This window comes from Streptomyces sp. NPDC003691 (assembly GCF_053981115.1).
This window is the reverse complement of sequence record NZ_JBSFNQ010000053.1, coordinates 1-18476: the sequence shown is the minus strand read 5'-3', so window position 1 is coordinate 18476 and position 18476 is coordinate 1. Positions and strand designations below refer to the sequence as shown.

Sequence of the window (18476 nt, the reverse complement as noted above, 5' to 3'; positions counted from 1 at the left end):
GTACGGGCGGGAGGACACGGCGTACGGGCCGGGGGGCACGGCGGGCGGGCCGGGTTCGCTCCGGCCGGGCTGCTTGCGCGGGCCCGAGGGATGCGGCGGGCGGTCCGCCGGACACACGGGGCCGGTCCGCCGGACGGGCGCCGTGTCCCGGTCCGGCGCCGTCACCGGGGAGGGTGCGCGGACCGGCGACTGCCCGTGCGCCCGGTGGCGAACCGGACCCGGGGAGCCCGGCCTAGATTCCCGCCCCATCGGCACACCCCGTGCACACCCCACGCGGATCCGCGCGGACCCCATCCGGAGGAGCGACAGCTATGCGCACCGACATGCTCATCGGCGGCGAATGGACCGCGGGAAGCGGCACCCCCTTCCCCACCTTCAATCCCGCCACCGGCCGGGTCCTCGCGGAACTGCCGGAGGCGACGGAGTCGGACGTGGACGCGGCCGTACGGGCCGCGGCCGAGGCCTTCGAATCCCCGGGGTGGGGCGGGCTGCTCCCGGCGGCGCGCGCCCGGCTGCTGCTGCGGGTGGCCGATCTGCTGGAGGAGCACGCGGACGAACTGGCCCGGCTGGAGACCCTGGACCAGGGACAGCCGCTCGGCGTCAGCGCCGGGTTCTCGGTGCCCAACGCGGTCGAGCACTTCCGCTACTACGCCGGCTGGGTCACCAAGATCACCGGGGTGTCTTCGCCGCTCTCGGTGCCGGACGCGGACCACCGGACCGTACGCGAGCCGCTGGGCGTCTGCGGGCTGATCACCCCCTGGAACTTCCCGCTGATGATCCTGGTGTGGAAGCTCGCGCCCGCCCTCGCCACCGGCAACACCGTGGTCGTCAAGCCCGCCGAGCAGACCCCGCTCTCCACCCTGCGGCTCGCCGAGCTGATCGAGCGGGCCGGAGTGCCCGCGGGGGTGGTCAACGTGGTCACCGGCGGCCCGGAGACCGGCCGGGCGCTGGTCCGCCATCCGCTGGTGAAGAAGATCTCCTTCACCGGCTCCACCGCCGTCGGCCGGGAGATCGGCGCCGAATGCGGCAGGTCGCTGAAGAAGGTCTCGCTGGAGCTGGGCGGCAAGGCGCCCAGCGTCATCGCCGCGGACGCCGATATCGACGCCGCGGTACGGGGCAATCTGCTGGGCGGGCTGCTCAACTCGGGCCAGGTGTGCGCCGCGTACACCCGGTTCTACGTGGACGCCCGGCGGCACGACGAGTTCGCGGAGAAGCTCGCCGGGGCGGCGGCGGGCCTGAAGCTGGGCGACGGTCTCGACCCGGCCACCCAGCTCGGCCCGCTGGTCTCCGCCGAGCAGGTCGAGCAGACCGCGCGCTATGTGGCCCTCGGCCGGGCGGAGGGAGCCGAACTGCTGACCGGCGGCGGCCGCCCCGGCGGCGAGCTGAGCGGCGGCTTCTTCCACGAACCGGCCGTCTTCGCCGGAGTCCGGCAGTCCATGCGGATCGCCCGGGAGGAGATCTTCGGGCCGGTGCTCGCCGTACTGCCGTACGAGGACCCCGACGAACTGGCCGGTCTGGCCAACGACTCCGAGTACGGGCTGGCCGCCTCGGTCTGGTCCCGGGACATCGCCACCGCCAACCGGCTTGCCCGCCGGGTGAAGGCCGGCACCGTGTGGATCAACATGATGCAGGGCCTGGACGCGGCCGCGGCCTGGGGCGGCACCAAGTCCTCGGGCCTCGGCCGCGAGATGGGCTGGGAGGCCGTCGCGGCGTACACCGAGGTCAAGAGCATCTGGACCAGCCACATCTGACGTCCGAAGGCACTCATTCCCCCGCGGTGCCGGTGCTCAGGGCACCGGCACCGCGGTGTCCAGCGAGGAGCATCCGCATGGCCATCGATTTCACCCTCACCCCCGAGCAGCGGGAACTCCGCGCCCAGGCACGCGAGTTCGCGCAGCGCTGTCTCTCCGGAGTCGGCCCCGCCACCAGGGCGGTGAGCGACCCCGGGGAGCGCTGGCGGGCCACCCGGCCCTTCTACGAGCAGACGGTGGCCGAGGGCTGGCTCCGCCGGATCCTGCCCGGACCGCTCGGCGGGGACGGCCGGGGCATGGTCGACTTCGCCCTGGTGGCGGAGGAGTTCACCGCCGTCGACGCCAATGTGTCCCTCACCCTCTTCGCCGTCACGCTCGGGCTCACCCCACTGATGACCGCGGGCTCGCCGGAGCAGGTGGAACGGCACTTCGGCCGCTTCCTGGAGACCTCCGGCGCGCCGCTCGCCGCCTTCGCCTTCAGCGAGCCCGGCGGCAGCGCCAACTACGACGCCCCCGCACCCGCGGAGGGCGTACGGACCACCGCGGTCCTCGACGAGAAGCGCGGCGAGTGGGTCCTCAACGGCTCCAAGCGATGGGTGTCCAGCGCGGGCGGCTGGGACGGCCGCGGCCCGGATCTGCTGGCCGTGGTCTGCCGCACGGACCCCGAGGCGACACCCGATGCGGCGCTCTCGGTGATCCTGGTGCCCGGCCCGGTGACCGGGCTGACCCTCGACACCAGCCTGGACCTGCTCGGCCACCGGGCCCACCAGACACCGCAGATCACCCTGCGGGACGTCCGCGTACCCCGGGAGAACGTGCTGGGCGCCCCGGGCGGCGGACGGGCGATCGTAGCGGGCAGCTTCCTGCCCACGGCGGCGCTGGTCGGGGTCTTCGCGCTGGCCAAGATGCGCGCGGCCTTCGACTTCGCGCTCGGCTTCGCCCGCGGCGAGCGCCGGTCCGGCGCGGTCCCGATCATCGACCACCAGGCCGTGGGATACGCCCTGGCGGACGCCAAGTCGGCCATGGAGGCGGTGCGCTCCCTGTCCTGGCGGGCCTGCCACGCCCTGGACACCGGCAGCCCGGCCGCCGCGGAACTCGCCCTGCACGCCAAGGTCTTCGGCTCCGAGACGGCCGTACGGGTCGTCACCGACCTGATGCGGGTCGTCGGCATGGAGAGCTACAGCCACGAGAACCCGCTCGCCGGGATCCTCCAGGACACCCTGGTGTACCCGCTGTTCGACGGCGGCAATATGGGGGTCCGGCGCCGCCAGCTGCACGTGATGCTCGCGGATCCGGGCTACGACCCGGACACCACCCGTACCGGAGGCACGGCCGGCTGACCGGGCCGTTTCCGGACGGACCGCGCCCCGGCCGGGGCGGGCCCGCCGACCGCTCTCAGCTGTCCCGGCGGACCGCGCCCCGGCCGTCGTGTTGCCGTGCCCCGGCAGGCCGCCGTCAGTGCCCCGCGGAGGTGTCCGCCGTGCCGCGGCCCGCCTCCCGGCGGATCTCGGCGGCGCTCTGCCCGTACGCGGCGCGCAGGGCCCGGCTGAGATGCCCGGCGTCGAGGAAGCCCCACCCGGCGGCGATCACCGAGACACTGCGGCCGGCGAGCGAGGGGTCCGCCAGATCCCGGCGGATCCGCTCCAGCCGCCGGCTCCTGATCCACGCGGCGAGCGAGATACCGCGCCCCTGGAGCACCTTGTGCAGATAGCGCACCGAGATGTGGTGCGCGCGGGCCACCGACTCGGGGGAGAGCCGGGGGTCGGACAGCCGCCCCAGACAGTGGCCGAGGATGCGTTCGGCGAGGTCGTCCGAGGGACGTACGGACAGGCCCTGCTCGGCCAGGGCCGACAGGACGACCGAGACCAGGGCGTCGGCCAGATACGGGCCTCCCTTGCCGGAGCAGGCGTCCAGATCGTTCGCGGTGTCCCGCAGCAGCGCGGCGGCCAGCCGCCGGCCCCCGCCGTCGGTCCGCAGGGCGGAAGCGGTGCGGGCGGCGAGCGGATCCGTGTACGGGCCCAGGAGGGCGCGCGGGACGGCCAGCACGATCAGGTCGAACGGATCCCAGAAACGGAGTTCGTAGGGGCGCGCCGTCTCGTAGACCACCAGATCGCCGGGGGCCGTCAGACACTGGCGGCCGTCCTGCTCGACCCCCGCCCGCCCGGCGCCGTACAGGGCCACCTTCACCAGCTCGGGATCGCCCGACCGGATCAGCGACGGCGGGCGCTCGACGGTGCAGGGGCCACCGGTGATCCGGGTGACCAGGATCCGGCCGGGCCGGGCGCTGCGCAGGGTGCCGGGGGTGCCGCGGGTGGCCGGACGGTCCGCCGGAGCCGGGCCGGGGCGGATCCGCAGCGGGGCGAACGCCTCGGAGGCCAGCCGCTCGAAGCGGTCGTCGTGCCCGGGGAACTCCGTGACAGGGGCCATGGCCGCCTCCTTCGCCTCCCGCTCATTCTGCACGGCGCTCCGTACGGCTCCGGGGGCGCCGCCGAACGGACCGCCCGGGGCGCTGCCCCGGAGCACGGCGCACCCGCGGAACGCCGCGCTCCAGGGCAGCGGGTGCCGCCGTCCGGGGGAGCGGCGCCTGCTGGGCGCCGCGCCCAGGAGGCGGGTGCCGCCGTCCCGGGGAGGGGTGTCCCCGGCCGTGGCGGCCGTACCCCGTGCGTCCCGGGCAGTGGCACCCGCCGTACCGCTCAGGCCCCGCGGAGGTCCTTCACCCGGCGGATCTTGCCGACCGACCGCTCCAGACTTCCGGGGTCCACCACGGTGACCTCGACGGTGATCCCCACTCCGTCCTTGACGCTCCGCGCGATCGCGGCGGCCGCCGCCGCCCGCGCCGCCGGCCCGGCGCCGGGGCGGGCCTCGACCCGGATGTGCATATGGTCCATCCGGCCCCGCCGGGTCAGTTCGAGGGTGAAGTGGGGAGCGACCTCCGGGGTGCGGAGGGCGATTTCTTCGATCTGGCTGGGGAAGACGTTCACCCCGCGCAGGATGATCATGTCGTCGCAGCGGCCGGTGATCTTCCGGATCCGGCGGAAGCCGGGCCGCGCGGTCCCGGGGAGCAGCCGGGTCAGATCCCGGGTGCGGTACCGGATGACCGGCATGGCCTCCTTGGTGAGGGAGGTGAAGACGAGTTCGCCCTCCTCGCCGTCGGGCAGGACGGTGTCCGCGAGCGGATCGACCACCTCGGGGTAGAAGTGGTCCTCCCAGACATGGAGTCCGTCCTTGGTCTCCACGCACTCCTGGGCGACCCCGGGGCCGATCACCTCGGAGAGCCCGTAGATGTCGACGGCATGGATACCGGCCCGTTCCTCGATCTCCCGGCGCATCTCCTCCGTCCAGGGTTCGGCCCCGAAGATGCCGATGCGCAGGGAGGTCGTACGGGGGTCGACGCCCTGCTTCTCGAACTCGTCGAGCAGGGTGAGCATGTACGAGGGGGTGATCATGATGATCTCGGGGCGGAAGTCCTGGATGATCTGCACCTGCCGTGCCGTCATCCCGCCCGAGGCCGGGATGACGGTGCATCCGGCGCGCTCCGCCCCGTAGTGGGCGCCCAGACCGCCGGTGAAGAGGCCGTATCCGTACGACACGTGCACCTTGTGTCCGGGGCGGCCGCCGGCGGCCCGGATGGAGCGGGCGATCACATCGGCCCACATCGAGAGGTCGTTCTCGGTGTAACCGACGACGGTGGGACGCCCGGTGGTGCCGCTGGAGGCGTGGATACGCCGTACGTCGGCCATGGGCACCGCGAACATGCCGAAGGGGTAGGTGTCCCGCAGATCCGCTTTGGTGGTGAAGGGGAACCGGGCGAGGTCGGCGAGGGAACGGCAGTCGTCCGGGCGGACCCCGGCCCCGTCGAACTTGCGCCGGTACAGCTCGACGTTCTCGTAGGCGTGCCGGAGGGTGGCCCGGAGGCGGTCGAGCTGGAGCTCCCGGAGCTGTTCGCGGGTCAGCCGCTCGCCGTCGTCCAGCAGTCCGGGCGGGAGCGGCAGGCCGGTGCCCCCGGGCCGCCGCTCCGGCGGTCCGCCGCCGCCCCGGGCCGGGTCCGCCGTGACCGTCGGTTCGCTGCTCATCACGTCTCCTCGACTCTCCGTACCCGGTGGTGCCCCGCACACCGTTCGCCGGTCGTCGCGCGCCCGGTCGGCCCGGGGTCCCGGCCGCGGTCCCGCGTGCGCGGCCCGCCCCGGCGCCTCCCGGAGTCTGCGGCTCCGCCTCCGGAACTCCGCGGAACCCGGGCGCCCTGTCGCGTCTGCACCTTGTCTCCCGACCGAACATTCGGTTAGCGTGCGGCACGCCCAGTAATCCAGCCGTACCGTTTCCCTGTCAAGAGGTGGAGCCATGGCGCCAGATCCGTCCGACGACGTCTTCCTGATCGACGGGGCCCGCACCCCGCAGGGCCGCTACGGCGGCGCGCTCGCCACCGTACGCCCGGACGATCTGGCCGCCCTGGTGGTCGGCGAGGCGGTCCGGCGCGCCGGAGTGCCCGGCGAGGCCGTGGACGAGGTGATCCTCGGCGCCGCCAACCAGGCGGGGGAGGACAACCGGGACGTGGCCCGGATGGCGGTCCTGCTCGCCGGACTGCCGCACACCGTGCCCGGCTACACCGTCAACCGGCTCTGCGCGTCCGGGCTGACCGCCGTGGCGTCCGCGGCGCAGGCCGTCCGGTCGGGCGAGGCCGGGGTGGTCGTGGCGGGCGGTGTGGAGTCCATGACCCGGGCCCCCTGGGTGATGGCGAAGCCGGGCACGCCCTGGGCCGCGCCGGGGGAGGTCCACGACACCTCCCTGGGCTGGCGGTTCACCAACCCCCGGTTCGCCGCCGCGGACCGGGAGGTCCCCGCGGGGGCGGACCCCGCGACCGTACGGGTCACCCTGTCGATGGGCGAGACCGCCGAGGAGGTCGCCGCGCTCGACGGCATCACCCGCGCCGAGTCCGACGCCTTCGCGCTCCGCAGCCACCGCCGGGCCGTCGCGGCCCGGGAGGCCGGCCGCTTCGACCGCGAACTGGTGGCGGTGCCGGTAAGGGACGGTGAGGTCCGGCACGACGAGGGCCCGCGTCCCGACACCACCCTGGAGCGGCTCGCCCGGCTGCGGACCGTTTTCCGCCCGGACGGCATCGTCACCGCCGGTTCCGCCTCGCCGCTCTCCGACGGCGCCGCCGCCCTGGTGGTCGCGAGCGGTGCCGCCGTACGCCGCTACGGACTCACCCCCAGGGCCCGGATCGTCACCTCCGCGTCGGCCGGAGTCCCGCCCCAGCTGATGGGCCTCGGCCCGGTGCCGGCCACCGAGAAGGCGGTGGCCCGGGCCGGCTGGCGGCTCGGGGACGTGGACGCAGTCGAGCTGAACGAGGCGTTCGCCGCCCAGGCGCTCGCGGTGATCCGGCGGCTGAAGCTCGACGAGGAGCGGGTCAACGCGGACGGCGGTGCCATCGCGCTCGGCCACCCCCTCGGCTGTTCGGGCGCCCGGATCCTGCTCACTTTGCTGGGCCGGCTGGAGCGCGAGGACGGGCGGCGCGGGCTGGCGACGCTCTGCGTGGGCGTGGGCCAGGGCGTCGCGATGCTGGTGGAGCGGGTGTGAAAGGACCGGCGGCCCCGACGGCCCCGGCGGGTCGCGGCACAAGGGAACGGACGGCCTGCTTCCGGCAACGGGACACGGGACGGACAGCGGTCCCGGTGCAGCCGGAAACCGGGACGGAGAAACGGACGGCATCGTCACCGCCGCGGGCACGGACGGCAGCGGTGACAACAGTGCGGGCACGGACGGCTGCGGTGACAACGCCGCATGCACGGACGGCGGCGCCCGGGGCGATGCCGGGCACGGCAGAGACGGCGACCGGGACCGCCGGTACGGGCGGCTCCGTGGAGAGGAGCGGGACATGAGCACCGACAGCGAGGACCGGCAGGGCGCCCCGCCCGCCGTTGTGGGGGTCGTCGGCGGCGGCCGGATGGGGGCGGGGATCGCCCAGTCCTTCGCCGCCGCGGGCTCGGCCGTCACGGTCGTCGAAGGCGGCGCCGGAGCGGCGGAAGCCGCGCTCGGACGCATCGCCGACGGACTGCGCCGGGCGGAGGAGCGCGGGGCGCTCACCGAACCGCGCGAACGGATCCTCGGCCGGGTCACCGTCGTCGAGGCGGTGTCGGCACTGCCCGCCGCGGCCGGACTCGTCGTGGAGGCCGTCCCGGAGGACGCCGCGCTCAAGGCCCGGCTGCTCGCCGAAGCGGAGCGCTTCGTCGGCCCGGACACGGTCCTCGCGACCAACACCAGCTCCCTCTCCGTCACGGAGCTGGCGTCCGCGCTCACCCGCCCCGGACGCTTCCTCGGCATGCATTTCTTCAACCCCGTCCCGGCGTCGGCACTGGTCGAGATCGTGGTGGCACCGGAGACCGCGCCGGGGACCGTGCGCGCGGCCCTGGAGTGGACCGGCTCCCTGGGCAAGAAGGACGTCGTGGTCCGGGATTCCCCCGGCTTCGCCAGCAGCCGGCTGGGCGTCGCGCTCGGGCTGGAGGCGATCCGGATGGTCGAGGAGGGAGTGGCCGAGCCGGAGGCCATCGACGACGCCATGCGGCTGGGCTACCGCCATCCGATGGGCCCGCTGCGGCTGACGGACCTGGTCGGCCTGGATGTACGGCTCGCGATCGCGGAGCATCTGCACGCCACGCTCGGCGAGCGTTTCGCCCCGCCGGAGCTGCTGCGGTGGAAGGTCGCCCGCGGCGAACTCGGCCGCAAGAGCGGACAGGGGTTCTACCCATGGCCGTGAACACCGCGGGGCCGCTCCCGGACGGCACGCGGGACGAGGACGACCGGGTCGGCTACGCCGTGGAATCCAGGGTCGCCGTCATCACCCTGCGCCGCCCCGCCGAAGGCAACGCGCTCGATGCGCCGCTGCGCCGCGCCCTGCTGGCGGCCGTCGGACGGGTACGGGCGGACGGCGACCTGGTCCGTGCCGTCCTGCTCACCGCGGAGGGCCGCCACTTCTGCGTCGGACAGGACCTCGCGGAGCACGCCCGCGCCCTGGCAGCCGACCCGGACGGGGCCTTCGCGATCGTCCGAGAGGAGTACAACCCGCTGGTGGCGGCGGTCTCCGCGCTGCCGCAGGTGGTGGTGGCCGCCGTGGAGGGCGCCTGTGTGGGAGCCGGACTCGGCCTGGCGCTCTGCGCGGACCTCCGGGTCGCGGCCGAAGGGGCCCGCTTCGCGACCGCGTTCACCGGGATCGGACTCGCCGCCGACACCGGGCTGAGCCACTCCCTGGTCCGGGCGGTGGGGACGTCCAGGGCGGCGTCCCTGATGCTCCTCGGCGACCGCTTCGGCGCCCGGGAGGCCCTGGAATGGGGGCTGGTGCACGAGGTGGTGCCCGACCACGGTGCCGCGGCTGCGGGACTGGCCCTCGCCGGCCGGCTCGCCGACGGCCCCACCGCAGCCTACGCGGAGGTCAAGGCGTTGCTCCGGGACGCCGGCCGGGGAGCCCCGGAGGACGCGCTCGATAGCGAGGCCGCCGCCCAGGAACGGCTCGGCCGCACGGCGGACCACCGGAACGCGGTCCGCTCCTTCCTCGCCCGGGAACGGCCCTCCTTCCGGGGCCGCTGACCAGTTCCCCGTTGACCCGTTCCCCGGAGACCGGCCGCGCCGCCGGTCTCCGGGGCGGGCCGGGTCAGGGCGCGAACTGGTAGGCGCCCGCGTCGGGTGCGGTGCTCGACACCGGGTCGCCCGCCAGGTCGGTCGCGTACGCCACGGGTACGCCCCGGCCGATGGCGGGGCTTCCGGCGGTGAGCCGGAGGTCGGTCGCCGAGACGAAACCGGGGTCGGCCAGGACGGAGGCTGGGCCCGGCTGGAACTGGGTCTGGCCTCCGAGATAGACGCCGTTGTCCTCGTCGGCCCCTGCCCCGTCCTCGTAGCCGGTCTTGCCGCCCGCCTTGATCACGTTGTTGCGGAGGGTGAGGATGCCCGGGGCGCAGCCCGCGTAGCAGACCCAGCCCTGGGCCTGCGCTCCCGGCAGGTTCACCGAGTTGTTGAGGGCCCGGGTGCCGTTGACGGGGCCGACACCGGTGCCCGCGCCCCGGGTGACCAGGAAGGCGCTCGCCGGGTGGACGGAGGTGACGGCGTTGAAGGCGAAGGTGTTGTCGTCGGCGGTCCGGCCCGGATCCCTGCCCAGTTCGGTGAAGGTCTCGTTGTCGCGGGAGACGTTGTACTCGACGCGGTTGCGGTCGCCGTTGAAGACCTCCACCGCGGCGCCGTCGTGGCCGAAGTCGTAGCTCACGGCCCGGGATCCGGTGATCAGGTTCTGCGTCACGAGGTTGTCGTCGCCGTTGAGGAGTATGCCGAAGGCTCCCGAGTCGTCCCAGCCGCCGGGGGTGTTGACGCTCATCCTGTTGTTGTCGGCGAGGGTGCTGGAGCGGATGGTGTTGTGGTGCGCGGTGTCCGCGACGGAGACCCCGGCGACATTGCCGGTGGCCCGGACCGACGTCAGGACGTTGTGACTGCCGCGGATTTCGAATCCGGCCCACTGGCAGCCGGCGGCGTGCAGGGAGCCGATCCGCCAGTGGGAGCCGTCGACGCGGACGCAGTCGGTCACCGGGCCGCCGATCACCGGCAGTGCGGCGGCGGGGTCGCCGTACGCGGTGACGGTGATGGGCGCCGCCGCGGTCCCGGCGGCGGTCAGCAGCAGGGACCCGGTCCAGCTCCGGCCGCGGCGGAACGCGATGGTGTCCCCGGGGGCCGGAGCCGCGGTGTTGACCCGGGCCAGGGTTTTCCAGGCCGCGCTCGCCGTGGTGCCGCTGTTGGTGTCGTTTCCGGTCACGGAGTCCACGTAGTACGTGGTCCCGGCCGCCGGAACGGCCCCGGCGGCCCCCGCCGGGGCCGTCCGGTCCGCGGCGTACGCCCCGGGTGCCGCCGCGCCCGCTGCCGCGATCAGCAGGACGGCGAGCGGGATCGTGAGGGTGCGGCCTCTGCCCGCGGACGGCTTCACAGGTCCTCCAGGATGCTCGGCGGTCGTCCGGGCGGGAAGACGGCGGCGGAGCCGTGCCCGGGACGGTCGTCAGCCTGCGGGCTGTGCCGGGGCGGTTCAAGACCGCGTCGCCGTCCGGGACACGGGACCGGCTGTCCGCGCTGGTCGGGCGGGGGACCGGCCGCTGTCCCGGGCGTTGTCAGGTTGTGTGCGGGCGGCCCCGCGGACGGGGAGCGGGGCCCGCCCGCGGGTGCCGTACGCGGTGGCCGCGGATCACTCCGGTCCGCGGCCACGGCGCGGCGCGGGTTACTTCTCCGTGGCGCAGGGGTCGCAGCAGGAGGGCGCCGGTGTCACGCAGACGGTGACCGTGTCGGTGTTGTTCGACGGGTCCGGGTCCTTCTCGGCGGCCGTCGCGGTGGCCGTGTTGTCGACGGAGCCGGGCCGGGTGGCCTTGGCGCGGAGCACGAGCGTCGCCGTGGCTCCCTCGGCGAGGGCGCCCACGGTCCACTGCCCGGTGGCCGGATCGTAGTTGCCGGGCGATGCCTTGGCCGACAGGAAGGCGAGCCCTTCGGGCAGAGGGTCGGTGACGGTGACGCCGGTCGCCCGGTTCGGGCCCCGGTTGTGCACCGAGACCCGGTAGGTCACGGTCTGCCCGACGGTCACGGTGGTCGCGTCGGCCGCCTTGGTGACGGCGAGGTCGGCGGCCGGCTTGACCTGGGTGACCTGTTCGTTGGAGGTGGCCGTCAGCGGTTCCGGCTCCTCCCCGAGCCGGTTCTCGTAGGTGGCGGTGGCGGTATTGGCGATCTGCTTCCCGCCGGACGCCCGGTCGATGACGACCCGGTACTCGACGGTCGTGCCCGCCGGGAGGGAGAGCGTGTTCGGCAGGCTGCCGCCCTGACCGGCCGTGGCGCCGTTGCCCAGCCGGAACACGACTCTGTCGCCCGCGGCGTCGTACTGCCCCTGGTCGTCGCCCCCGGCGTCGGTCTTCACCCCGGTGTTGGGGCCCGAGACGATCCGCAGGGAACCCGGCACAAAAGTGGTGCCCTCCGGTACCGCGTCGGTCAGTACGAGGTTCTCGGCCTCTCCGCCGCCCTCGTTCCGCGCGGTGATGCGGTAGGTGAGGGTGTCGCCCACCTCCAGCGGCCCCATGGGCACGGCGGTCTTCTCCAGGACGATCGTGGGCGCGGTGCCGAAGAAGATGCCGTCCAGGAAGTTGCCGATACCCCGGTTGCCGCCCGCCGCCGAGATGGAGCGGAACGCGAAACGCGTCAGGTTCTGTCCCGCCGGGACGGTGTAGACGCCGGTGTAGCGGCCCCAGGCCGTATTGCCGTCGGTGAAGCGCTGCTGCTCGGCCGCGGCGCCGGGCGCGCCGATGTCGAGCGCCATGGTGTCCCGGCCCTGCCGCCCCCGGTGGTAGAGCCGCCAGTACAGCTTGGTCCCGGGGGTGGTGGGCAGGTCCTGGTAGAGCGTGGAGACCTCGTTGGCGTTGAGTTCGGCGAACTGCGCGCCGTCGGCCGACGGGACGCCCTGGAAGCCCGAGTGCCACAGTTCGATCATGTGGTCGGAGGCGGTGGTGAGCCAGCCCGGGACCCGGCCCGGTGCCTGGGTCTGGGAGGCGTCCGGCAGAAAGGCCATATCGGAGACGACGGGGCTTTCGAAACTGCCGTTGACGAGGGCGACGCGGAGCGGAGCGGAAGGTGTGGTCATGGTTCTTCCCCTTCGAGTCGACGCTGTCGCGAGGCACCGCCGAAGGCCGTACCAGGGGTACGCCACGACGATCCGCAACGGTGAGTAGCGAAACGCACGCCCCATCGATACGTAAAGTGACGAAGGGTCGGGTTCGGTCAACCTTGTGCCAGAGGTTTCCCCGCCGGTGTGCCGGAAGGGGCGCCCGCCTCCGGGTCCGGCCGGTCTCCGGAGCGCCGCTTCCGCCCCAGCGGTCACCCTGATCGCAGCCACCGCCTCCTTACTGGCCGAAAGCCTTCGCCGGGCCTCCCGTACGCATCCCTCCGGAGAGTGAATCGACCGCGGCCGGGTTGACGCCCGGTGTTTCCGTGACGGCTCCGCCCGTGTGGTGGCCGCGCCCGGCGCGATGACATCGGGGTGTGTCGTACGAGGAGCGCCCGGCGGAGCCCCGTACCGTACGGCCGCACCCCGGCCGGTCTGTCCGGCGGGCCCGCGCCGACCTCCCGCCGGGGCCCGGCGGAAGCACCGGGTTTATCGATGCTCACCCTCGGAAGAATGCGCTTTTACCTCCCCCGGCGAGCGCCGAGGATGACCGTGTAGGAGTCCGGCCACGGGGAGGAACCATGTCATCAGCCGTCTCGTCCGATCTGCTGCCCCGCACCGCGGCGGACGGCCCCTCGGGGCTGGCCGTCGGCGGTGTGCCGCTCGTCGAACTGGGGCGCAGGTTCGGGACACCGCTGTTCGTGTACGACGAGGAACATCTGCGGCAGCGGTGCCGGGAGGCGGTCGCCGCCTTCGGCCCCGGCAGCGTCGCCTACGCCTCCAAGGCATTCCTCTGTACGGCCATGGCCCGCCTCGCCCACGAGGAGGGCCTCCTGCTGGACGTCGCGTCCGGCGGTGAACTGCGGGTGGCCCTGAACGCGGGCGTACCGGGGGACCGGATCGTGCTCCACGGAAACAACAAGGACGAGGGCGAACTCCTTGCCGCGGCCGCCGCCGGAGTCCGGCACACGGTGGTCGACAGCTTCGACGAGATGGACCGCATCGAACGACTCCACGCCACGGCCGGGCTCGCCCCGCTGCGGGTGGTGCTGCGCGTGGCGCCCGGTGTCGCGGCCGGCGGCCACCGGTCGATCCGTACCGGCGGCACCGACTCCAAGTTCGGCTTCGGACTCGCCGGGGGCATCGCGGACGCCGCCGTGCGCCGGGCCCGGAACTCCCCGGCCATGGTCCTGGAGGGCGTGCACGCCCATGTCGGCTCCCAGGTGCTGGACGCCGCGGAACTCGCCGACGGCGCCGCCGCCACCGCACGGTTCGCCGCCGCCGCCGGAGTCCGCGGACTCACCGTCGGCGGCGGCCTCGGCGTCGCCTATGAGTCCGGACAGCGGGTGCCCGAGTTCGCCGAGTGGGCCGTACGGGTACGGACCGCCGCCCGGGAAGCGGGCTGGCACGGCGAACTGACCGTCGAACCCGGCCGGTCCATCACCGCCCGGGCCGGACTCACCCTCTACCGGGTGGGCACCGTCAAGCGCATCGAGGGCGTCCGGACCTATGTCAGCGTCGACGGCGGAATGAGCGACAACCTCCGCCCCGCCCTCTACTCCAGCCGCTACGAAGCCTTCCTGCCCCGCGCCCCGCACGCGCCGCGCCCGCTGCGCGCCCGGCTGGTGGGCAAGCACTGCGAGAGCGGCGACGTGATCATCGACGACGCCGCCCTCCCCGCCGACCTCCGGGTCGGCGATCTGCTCGCGACCCCGGTCACCGGGGCGTACGGCTACGCCATGGCCTCCAACTACAACAAACTGCCCCGCCCCGCCGTGGTCTTCGTCCGCGACGGCGAGGCCCGTCTCGTCGTACGCCGCGAGACCGAGGACGACCTGCTGCGGCTGGACGTCGCCGAACCGGCGGCCGGGGCCGGGGGAACACACCGGGCGGACCTGGTCGCCGCCCGTGGTCCGGCCACCGCCTAACCTGGCGCGATGCTGAACAGTGGCCGTCTGCTGGTCCTTCTGGAGATCGCCCGCAAGGGCACCATCGTGGCGGCCGCCGAGGCACTGCACCTCAGTCCCTCGGCGGTCTCCCACCAGCTCGCCAAACTGGAGCAGGAAGTCGGGGTGGCGCTCGTGGAGCGCGCCCCGCAGAGCCTGCGGCTGACCGCGGCGGGCCGGAGACTGGCCGAACACGCCCAGGCCGTCGCGGATCTGATGGCCGTCGCCCAGGACGATCTGCGCGGCCATTCGATCGGCGAGGCCGGGGTGCTGCGGGTCGGGTTCTTCGCCTCCGCGGGCCTGGAGCTGCTGCCCCGGGCCCTCTCCTCGTTCGCCGCCGGACGCCCCCATGTGGAGCTGGAGCTGATCCTCGGACAGCCGCACGAGCTGGTGCCCGATCTGGAGGCCGGGCGGCTGGACGCCGTCGTCGTCTTCGAACACCCCCTCGACCCCTGGTGCCGGACGGCGCCGGTCGACGTGGAGATGTTCTTCGACGAACCCCAGCTGATCGTGGTGCCGCTGCGGCACCGCCTCGGACGGCGGTCCGTCGTCCGGCTGCGGGCCCTGGAGGGGGAGAGCTGGATCGGTACCCGCGGCGGCCGCAGCGGGGAACCCGTCCTGGAGCGGGCCTGCGCCGTCGAGGGCTTCCTGCCCCGGGTGCGCTGCCGCAGCGACCACTACCAGGTGACCATCAACCTCGCCCGGGCGGGCATGGGCATCGCCCTGGTGCCCGCCCTGGGCCTCGGCGACACGGCCGGGGTGCACGTATGCCGTCTCGACCATCCGCAGCTGCACCGCCGGATCGGCGTGGCGACCCGGCGGACCAATGAGAACCCCCTGCTGAAAGCCTTCCTGACGGATCTGCGGTCGGCCGCCGAGGAGGTCGGGGCGCTGCTGGGGGCGCAGTGGACCTGACGGTACCGGATGCCGTGAATGACCAGGTCGCGGGCATCGGGCAGATGGTCGTGCCCGGCACCCCGCGTGACTCCCTGCACATCCTGGACGCCCTGCTGAACCTGGCCGGCGGCGCGAAGCCGGAGATGGCGGCGACCGACAACGCCCTCGTACTCCGACATGGTGTTCGCCCTGTTCAAGATCCTCAGCTACAACTTCAGCCCCCGCTTCCGCGACCTGGACGACCAACGGTTCTGGCGGGTCACGATGCCCCCGGCGTCGTCGCGCCGCGCGTGGCCGCAGACTGTGCGCGGCTGCTGTGGCGGGAGACGGGCTGCGACCCGGACGACCCGTCGACGTGGACGCAGCCCGTGCACTGGGTGGGCGGCATGGCTCAGGGACCGTGTGCCGCCGCTCCTAACTCCCCGTCCCTGCAGCACGCGTACGACCTGCTCGTCGGCGCGGGACGCTGGGAGCCGCGCTACTCGCTGGGCACGTTCCTGCTGCGCTTTCCCCACGAGGAGGAGCCGGACGACGCGGGCTGGCACATCGAGGGGAGCTATCTGCCGGAGGGCGAGAGCTGGTACTTCACGAATCTGCGCTCCCGGGGCCGGGCGCTGCTGATGCTGTTCCTGTTCAGCGAGGTCGGCGAGGAGGACGCCCCGACCCGGATCCGGGTCGGCTCACACCTCGACGTGCCGAAGGTGTTGGAGAAGTACGGGGAGGACGGGGCGAGCGGGCCGACCCTCTCCCCGGATCTGGTGGCGGCGTCCGACCACCGGCCACTCGCCCTTGCGACCGGGTCCCCGGGCGACGTCTTCCTGTGCCATCCGTTCCTGGTGCACGCGGCACAACCGCACCATGGGGTGCGGCCACGCTTTATGGCGCAGCCGCCGCTGATGCCGGCAGCACCGTACGAACCGGAGCGGGCCGACGGCGTGTACTCACCCGTGGAGATTGCGATCCGCCGGGGGCTGGGACAGGACACTCCCGGTCCGGACGGAGACGGCACCGACCGCAGCGCCCGATAGACGTGCTTCACGACCATCGCCGGCAAGGTGGTCGTGAGAAGGGAAAGGAGGCCGCATGCTGGAGCGGCTGAACGGTCTTCACCACCTCCGGGCCGGCTCCGCACGCCATCCAGGAGCTGTGGCGGGACGTGTTCACCGAGTGGTTCCCGTCGAACCCGTACCGCACCCGCACCGGCCCTGAGATCCTGCGCACCCGCCTGTCGCCGCAGAAGACCGAGGGTCGACGCCGAACTGTGGCTGGCCGTGGAGCCTGAGCACTGCTGAGCGCAGCGGCACTCTGTCGGCCCCGTCGTCAACTCCAGCTCAGCCGCCGCGCGATGGCCTCCAGCAACTCATCCAGTGCCGCCTCGTGCATCCGCCCCCGAGGCCGGGCCAACCCCACCCGGCTGGGCGAGACCCGGGAGACTGGACGGAACACCACGTCCGGGTGGGAGTGGAAACGAGGCACCGACGCCGGGGCCAGGGCCACGCAGCCGCCGGCCACCGCCCCGAGCCACTCGTCGGGACGGCTGGTGACCGCGCCGACCCGGACGGGGTGCCCGTCCCGCTCCTCCACGGCCAGCCAGTGCTCCCTCCAGGCTCCGGTCTCTGCTCCGGCCGCGACGAACGGCTCATCCGACAGCTCCCGGAACTCCACCGTCTCGCTGTTCGCCAGTGGATGCCGGGCTGGTAGCAGCACCCCACGCTCCTCAACGAACAACTCCCGCACTGTCAACCTCTCCTGTCCCGGAAACGGCAAACGCACCACTGCCGCATCCACCTCCCCCCGAGCCAGGCCGGCACTCGGGTCCGACCAGTCGAACTGCCGCAGTTCCACCCGCCACTCCGGCCGCGCCCGGCGGAACTCGGCGATGACCTCAGGGACCGCACCCACTGCGCCCGCGTCCAGGAAGCCCAGACGCAGCACCCGCGCCGCTCGGCCGGTTGCCTGCACCGCCTCGTCCCAGCCGTCCAGCAGTGCGGGCACCCGCGAAGCGAGCTCACGACCAGCCTTGGTCAGCGCCATCCCTGACCGCGAACGCGCGAAGAGCCGTACCCCGAGACCGTCCTCCAGGCGCCGGATCTGCTTGGTCAGCGCAGGCTGCGAGACGAACAGCCTCTCCGCGGCCCCGGTCAAGCTGCCCTCCTCCGCCACTGCGGCGAAGTACCGAAGCAGGCGCGTGTCCAGGTCCATACCAGCAGGTTATAGAAACAGGTATTGGACGGTGCTGAATTGCCCGCGGACCCTGAAGACATGACCGGTACCCCGCTCGCGCTCCTCGTCGTCATCCTGCTCACCGCCGCCATCAACATCGGTATGGCGGCCGCCGACCTCACCGGGGCACGCTTCGTGCTGGCCAACTCAGCGGAGGTGGGTGTTCCCCGATCCTGGCTGCCCTGGCTGGCCGCCCTCAAGCTGGCTGGTGCGGCGGGTCTCCTCCTCAGCCTCTTCGACGCCGCACCGCGCCTCCTCGGCGCCGCCGCAGCCTGCGGTCTCGCCCTGCTCTACCTGGGCGCGCTCGCCTTCCATCTGCGCGCCCGTGTGCTCTACAACCTCGCGTTTCCCGGCTTCTACTTCGCCACCGCCGTCGCCTCGCTGGCATTGACCATGCCCTCCTGATGGCGGCACCACTCAATGTTCGATGAGAACACTCAGCCTTCGCTGCAACAGGTCAGGGCCCCTCGGTGGCGAACCCGGTCTACAAGCGGGTCTCGACCGACCAGCAGTCCACCGCCCGGCAGAACCTCGTCCTGGACGAGGCCGGGATCGAGGACCCGGTCGTCTTCGAGGAGGACCCCGGCACCTCCAGCCGCCTCCACCCGCTCCAGCGCCCGAAGTTCCGCGAACTGCTCACCTACGCACGGCCGGGCGACGCCGTCCACATCTCCGAGATGTTCCGCCTCGTACGCGGCACCGGGCAGATCCTCGACGTGCGCACCGCGTACCGGAACGCCCGTCGGCCGGAACGCCCGGGGCCGCAGGGCCGAGTCCCGCAGGGTGTGTCCCCGCAGGGCGGGACGGCCCGGGCTGCCGCGCGGGGTCGTCCGCGGCGCCCGGGCGACGGCAGCCGTACGGTCCGGCCCGATCCGGGCACGGTGCGGTGCGGGCACGGTGCGGGGCGGAGAGGGCCGCGGGGTGCCGTCGCCCGGCACCGGGACCGGCCTCCGGCGCTACGGCCCGGATGCGCCGGTCGCGGCGGCGGGTTGGCTC

At 73.6% G+C, this 18476-nt stretch carries 15 protein-coding genes and 2 pseudogenes; 12 read left to right on the top strand and 5 right to left on the bottom strand.

Annotation, left to right across the window (positions count from 1 at the left end; translation table 11 throughout):
- Positions 1–311: 311 nt before the first annotated feature.
- Together ACWDR0_RS23330 and ACWDR0_RS23325 are read left to right on the top strand one after the other, a co-directional pair.
- A complete protein-coding gene (locus ACWDR0_RS23330; RefSeq protein WP_456353675.1) occupies positions 312–1751 on the top strand; it encodes an aldehyde dehydrogenase family protein in 1440 nt (479 codons plus the stop codon).
- Between the two features lie 77 nt (positions 1752–1828).
- Positions 1829–3091, top strand: coding sequence for an acyl-CoA dehydrogenase family protein (locus ACWDR0_RS23325; RefSeq protein WP_456353674.1), 1263 nt, complete (start codon positions 1829–1831; stop codon positions 3089–3091).
- A gap of 115 nt (positions 3092–3206) precedes the next feature.
- On the opposite strand, the gene ACWDR0_RS23320 is transcribed toward ACWDR0_RS23325, so the two are convergent.
- Both ACWDR0_RS23320 and paaK read right to left on the bottom strand, forming a co-directional pair.
- Positions 3207–4178 carry an AraC-like ligand-binding domain-containing protein gene (locus ACWDR0_RS23320; RefSeq protein ID WP_456353673.1) on the bottom strand — a complete coding sequence of 324 codons (972 nt, stop codon included), beginning with the start codon at positions 4176–4178 and terminating at the stop codon, positions 3207–3209.
- A 266-nt stretch (positions 4179–4444) separates the two neighbouring features.
- Positions 4445–5824, bottom strand: coding sequence for a phenylacetate--CoA ligase PaaK (gene paaK, locus ACWDR0_RS23315; protein WP_456353672.1), 1380 nt, complete (start codon positions 5822–5824; stop codon positions 4445–4447).
- A gap of 265 nt (positions 5825–6089) precedes the next feature.
- Between paaK and ACWDR0_RS23310 the strand changes: the two genes are divergently transcribed.
- The 3 genes from ACWDR0_RS23310 to ACWDR0_RS23300 all read left to right on the top strand — a co-directional run bounded on the left by ACWDR0_RS23310 (position 6090) and on the right by ACWDR0_RS23300 (position 9329).
- On the top strand, positions 6090–7325 hold the full coding sequence (locus ACWDR0_RS23310) for a thiolase family protein (RefSeq protein ID WP_456353671.1): 1236 nt from the start codon (positions 6090–6092) through the stop codon (positions 7323–7325).
- 298 nt (positions 7326–7623) lie between these two features.
- Positions 7624–8502 (top strand): 3-hydroxyacyl-CoA dehydrogenase family protein, encoded by an 879-nt coding sequence (locus ACWDR0_RS23305; protein ID WP_456353670.1) that lies wholly within the window; start codon positions 7624–7626, stop codon positions 8500–8502.
- Positions 8493–9329: an enoyl-CoA hydratase/isomerase family protein gene (locus ACWDR0_RS23300; protein ID WP_456353669.1), complete on the top strand. Its 837-nt coding sequence runs from the start codon at positions 8493–8495 to the stop codon at positions 9327–9329. The genes ACWDR0_RS23305 and ACWDR0_RS23300 overlap by 10 nt, the downstream gene beginning before the upstream one ends.
- A 64-nt stretch (positions 9330–9393) precedes the next feature.
- Here ACWDR0_RS23300 and ACWDR0_RS23295 read toward each other — a convergent pair whose 3' ends face one another.
- Positions 9394–10707: a choice-of-anchor Q domain-containing protein gene (locus ACWDR0_RS23295; protein ID WP_456353668.1), complete on the bottom strand. Its 1314-nt coding sequence runs from the start codon at positions 10705–10707 to the stop codon at positions 9394–9396.
- 285 nt (positions 10708–10992) lie between these two features.
- Positions 10993–12393 carry a DUF7507 domain-containing protein gene (locus ACWDR0_RS23290; RefSeq protein ID WP_456353667.1) on the bottom strand — a complete coding sequence of 467 codons (1401 nt, stop codon included), beginning with the start codon at positions 12391–12393 and terminating at the stop codon, positions 10993–10995.
- 602 nt (positions 12394–12995) lie between these two features.
- Here ACWDR0_RS23290 and lysA point away from each other — a divergent pair.
- From lysA to ACWDR0_RS23265, 5 genes and pseudogenes are all read left to right on the top strand, one after another.
- The gene (lysA, locus tag ACWDR0_RS23285; RefSeq protein WP_456353666.1) at positions 12996–14342 is read left to right on the top strand and encodes a diaminopimelate decarboxylase; all 1347 of its coding nucleotides are present in this window, start codon (positions 12996–12998) and stop codon (positions 14340–14342) included.
- Positions 14343–14351: 9 nt separating this feature from the next.
- Complete coding sequence (locus tag ACWDR0_RS23280) at positions 14352–15275, top strand: LysR family transcriptional regulator (protein ID WP_456353665.1); 924 nt, start codon at positions 14352–14354, stop codon at positions 15273–15275.
- A pseudogene (locus ACWDR0_RS23275) lies at positions 15272–15527 on the top strand (Tn3 family transposase); the annotation flags it as partial. The gene ACWDR0_RS23280 and the pseudogene ACWDR0_RS23275, both read left to right, overlap by 4 nt.
- A complete protein-coding gene (locus ACWDR0_RS23270; protein ID WP_456353703.1) occupies positions 15509–16285 on the top strand; it encodes a phytanoyl-CoA dioxygenase family protein in 777 nt (258 codons plus the stop codon). The pseudogene ACWDR0_RS23275 and the gene ACWDR0_RS23270, both read left to right, overlap by 19 nt.
- Before the next feature lie 74 nt (positions 16286–16359).
- Positions 16360–16549 (top strand): annotated as a pseudogene (locus tag ACWDR0_RS23265) (GyrI-like domain-containing protein); the annotation flags it as partial.
- Positions 16550–16577: 28 nt separating this feature from the next.
- Here ACWDR0_RS23265 and ACWDR0_RS23260 read toward each other — a convergent pair.
- A complete protein-coding gene (locus tag ACWDR0_RS23260; protein ID WP_456353664.1) occupies positions 16578–17459 on the bottom strand; it encodes a LysR family transcriptional regulator in 882 nt (293 codons plus the stop codon).
- A gap of 60 nt (positions 17460–17519) precedes the next feature.
- On the opposite strand from ACWDR0_RS23260, the gene ACWDR0_RS23255 reads away from it, so the two are divergent.
- Both ACWDR0_RS23255 and ACWDR0_RS23250 read left to right on the top strand, forming a co-directional pair.
- Positions 17520–17885 (top strand): DoxX family protein, encoded by a 366-nt coding sequence (locus ACWDR0_RS23255; protein WP_456353663.1) that lies wholly within the window; start codon positions 17520–17522, stop codon positions 17883–17885.
- Between the two features lie 65 nt (positions 17886–17950).
- The coding region (locus ACWDR0_RS23250) for a recombinase family protein (RefSeq protein ID WP_456353662.1) at positions 17951–18476 on the top strand (526 nt) is incomplete at its 3' end.